The following is a 3,599-nucleotide window of genomic DNA, read 5'->3' on the forward strand; positions in this document are numbered from 1 at the left end:
TATTTTTATATCCGTGAAAACTACAAAGTGTATGAAAATCCATTTGTCAAATGAATTTAGTGCGGAAGGAGGTTTGTGGTTACTTCATAGGGTATAATAATCAGTTTTTTTACTGATAAAAATATAGGAGGCGACATAATGTTTCGTACGATTTCAAATTTCATGAGAGTAGCTGAGATAAGAAGGAAAATCCTTTTTACACTAGCGATGTTAATCGTTTTTCGAATTGGCACGTTTATTCCAGTTCCTCATACTAATGCAGAGGTATTAAAAGTACAAGATCAAGCTAACGTTCTAGGTATGTTAAACGTATTTGGCGGAGGAGCATTGCAACACTTCTCAATCTTTGCTGTAGGTATTACACCATATATTACAGCTTCCATCATAGTACAGTTACTACAAATGGATGTTATACCTAAATTTTCGGAATGGGCAAAGCAAGGAGAAATGGGCCGTAAGAAATCAGCTCAATTCACTCGATACTTTACAATCATTCTCGCATTCATACAGGCCATCGGAATGTCTTATGGCTTTAATAATATAGCAGGTGGACAATTAATAACAGATCAAAGCTGGACTACATACTTATTTATTGCGACAGTTTTAACTGCAGGTACTGCATTTTTACTTTGGTTAGGCGAACAAATTACCGCTAACGGAGTTGGTAATGGTATTTCGATGATTATCTTCGCAGGTCTCGTTGCCGCCATTCCAAATGTTGCAAATCAAATTTATTTACAACAATTCCAAAATGCTGGCGATCAGCTATTTATGCACATAATAAAAATTGTTTTAATTGGACTCGTAATTTTAGCGATAGTTGTTGGCGTTATTTACATTCAACAAGCTGTACGTAAAATACCGATCCAATATGCAAAAGCTGTTTCAGGAAACAATCCATATCAAGGAGCAAAAAACACTCATTTACCGCTTAAAGTAAATAGTGCTGGTGTTATACCAGTTATCTTTGCTTCTGCATTTTTAATGACGCCGCGTACAATTGCGCAGCTCTTCCCTGATTCAAGCGTATCAAAATGGTTAGTTGCAAATCTTGATTTCGCACATCCAATTGGAATGACACTTTATGTCGGTCTTATCGTTGCTTTCACATACTTCTACGCATTTATTCAAGTAAATCCTGAACAAATGGCTGAGAATTTGAAAAAGCAAAATGGATATGTTCCTGGTATTCGTCCTGGTAAAGCAACTGAACAATATGTAACTAAAATTCTATACCGTTTAACATTTATCGGTGCAATTTTCTTAGGTGCTATTTCTATATTACCGCTCGTATTTACGAAAATTGCTACGTTACCACCTTCTGCTCAAATTGGTGGTACAAGCTTACTTATCATTGTCGGTGTAGCACTAGAAACTATGAAGACGTTAGAAAGCCAGCTTGTAAAACGTCATTATAAAGGCTTTATTAAAAAAGTGAATTAATTATAAAAAACACAGTTGGTTATTTTTCCAACTGTGTTTTTTATTTTATCAGTCCTGTAATATACAGGGCTGTTGCTTTATGGAACTACATCTCCTTCTCTAATAACCGCCCTTTTTTGAAATAAGCCCGTAGCGTTGAACGATTGGCCAAAAATACACCAATCAATATAAGACAAGCCCCCATTCCCATTGTAGGATTTAAAGGTTCCCCTAAAATGATATATCCCACAATTATTGCAATTAATGGTGATACATATAACCACGTCGATGGAAATACTGGATTTGTTTTTGATAAGAGCCAGTAATATAATCCGTGTCCACCAATCGATCCGATAAATATGAGATATAAAATAGGCCATTGCACACTCCATGAAGTTAATACGGTTACATTTGGTTGTTCTACAATAATAGATGTGATTAGTAGTAAAATCCCTCCATAAAACATTTGAATACCGTTAATAAGAAATGGTGATACATTTGATAAATCTGAAAGTATTTCTTTCGAACGAATAGAGCCTATTCCGTAAAATAACTCTCCTATAACTAAAACAATACAAGCAATACTCCATATGAAAGTTACTTGTTGATGCATTCCTGGTAAAGAAACAAATATAACACCTGCTAGTGCAATAACTAAAGCAATGAGTTGTTCCTTTTGTAATTTCTCCCTATTCCTCTTTGCTTGTATTAATAAAATCATCATTGGTCCCGTAGCAGAAAGAACAGCAGCTAATCCCGAAGAAATATATTGTTCTGACCAATATAAACTTGCGAATGTCATAAATGTTAAACAAAATCCAGCATACATAATGCGTTTTGAAAATATATGTGGCATAATTTCTTTTCGCTTTAATTTAAAAATAATCATAAGGATTATGCCCGCTAAAAAGAAGCGAATTCCTGCTGAAAACAACGGTGGCGCCCCTGCTTCAATTCCAATTTTTATCGTTAAAAATGTTGTCCCGAAAATAATACATACTAAAATGTAATTAAAAATGACCATTTTGCTTCCTCCTTTTTACTCTTAGAATGAGTATAGAGGCTATGGTGTATAACAGTGTATCGGTACATATAACAGTTACTTCAAGTTGTAGTTGATTCCCTATATATTTTTCGCTTTAATTAAGTTAAAAAGAAAAATAGGTGAACCTATGAAAATTGTATTGCGTAAAGAAACAAACATACCGTATTACAAGCAAATATATATGCAAATTGTTGACAGAATACAAAGTGGTATGCTTTCACATGGTGAATCTCTTCCTTCTTTACGTTGTATGGCCACAGATTTACAAATCAATGTATTAACAGTTCGTAAAGCGTATAAACAGTTAGAAACGAAAGGGTATATACGCATCGAACAAGGAAAAGGTGCTTACATATATAAACGGGTAAAGAAAGATTTCAAACCAATTCCGTATAAATGGCAACAAATGAAAACGATTAATGTTATGCGTTCTCAATATGCAATGAATAAGCACCGTAAATATTATAATTTTTCACAAGCAATTCTGTATCCTCGTCTGTTACCAAATCCATTTTTGGCAGATGAAATGCATAAATTGCTGGATAAAAATCCGATGTTGTTAGCAACTTATGGGCCAGTTCAAGGCGATTATGAATTGCGAGTTGAAATAGCAAATTACTTAAATGAACACCAGAAATTAGTGACAGACCCATCTCAATTATTAATTACAAGCGGCGCACAACAAGGAATTGATTTAATTGCTCAAACATTATTAAAACCTGGAGATATTGTATTAGTAGAAAGTCCATGTTACAGTGCTGCGCTTGATATTTTCATCAATAAAGGTGTTCAAATCATTCCCGTTTCTCTTGATAATCATGGAGTTCGCTCCGACTTAATTGATGATATTTGTCAAAGTAAAAATCCCGTTTTATTGTATACGAATCCCACCTTCCAGAATCCGACAGGTACAGTAATGAGTAAAGAACGAAGAATGGAACTTATAGAACTATCGGAGTTATATCAATTTTTTATTATTGAAGATGATTCTTTCGGAGAAATATATTTTGAGGATGCTATAATCCCGCCCCCAATCAAAAGTTTTGATAAGGATGGCCACGTAATATATATAAAAGGATTTAGTAAAACGTTAGCACCAGGACTGCGTATCGCGGCACTTATTGCCGATGGT

At 34.4% G+C, this 3,599-nt stretch carries 3 protein-coding genes; 2 read left to right on the forward strand and 1 reads right to left on the reverse strand.

Annotation, left to right across the window (positions count from 1 at the left end; all coding sequences use genetic code 11):
- Window positions 1-138 precede the first annotated feature (138 nt).
- Window positions 139-1,443: a preprotein translocase subunit SecY gene (gene secY / locus ACQGS6_RS24675; RefSeq protein ID WP_000490131.1), complete on the forward strand. Its 1,305-nt coding sequence runs from the start codon at window positions 139-141 to the stop codon at window positions 1,441-1,443.
- 85 nt (window positions 1,444-1,528) lie between these two features.
- Here secY and ACQGS6_RS24680 read toward each other — a convergent pair whose 3' ends face one another.
- Window positions 1,529-2,446 carry a DMT family transporter gene (locus ACQGS6_RS24680; protein ID WP_000234332.1) on the reverse strand — a complete coding sequence of 306 codons (918 nt, stop codon included), beginning with the start codon at window positions 2,444-2,446 and terminating at the stop codon, window positions 1,529-1,531.
- A gap of 148 nt (window positions 2,447-2,594) precedes the next feature.
- On the opposite strand from ACQGS6_RS24680, the gene ACQGS6_RS24685 reads away from it, so the two are divergent.
- A partial coding sequence (locus ACQGS6_RS24685) for a PLP-dependent aminotransferase family protein (RefSeq protein WP_426965753.1) occupies window positions 2,595-3,599 on the forward strand: 1,005 nt, incomplete at its 3' end.

This window comes from Bacillus sp. GMs2/2 (assembly GCF_050172095.1).
Classification (GTDB): Bacteria; Bacillota; Bacilli; order Bacillales; family Bacillaceae_G; genus Bacillus_A; species Bacillus_A cereus.

What these genes read in the sequence shown, in the direction of transcription:
- secY (WP_000490131.1), top strand. Translation starts at nt 139, where the DNA reads ATGTTTCGTACGATTTCAAATTTCATGAGAGTAGCTGAGATAAGAAGG.
- ACQGS6_RS24680 (WP_000234332.1), bottom strand. Translation starts at nt 2,446, where the DNA reads ATGGTCATTTTTAATTACATTTTAGTATGTATTATTTTCGGGACAACA.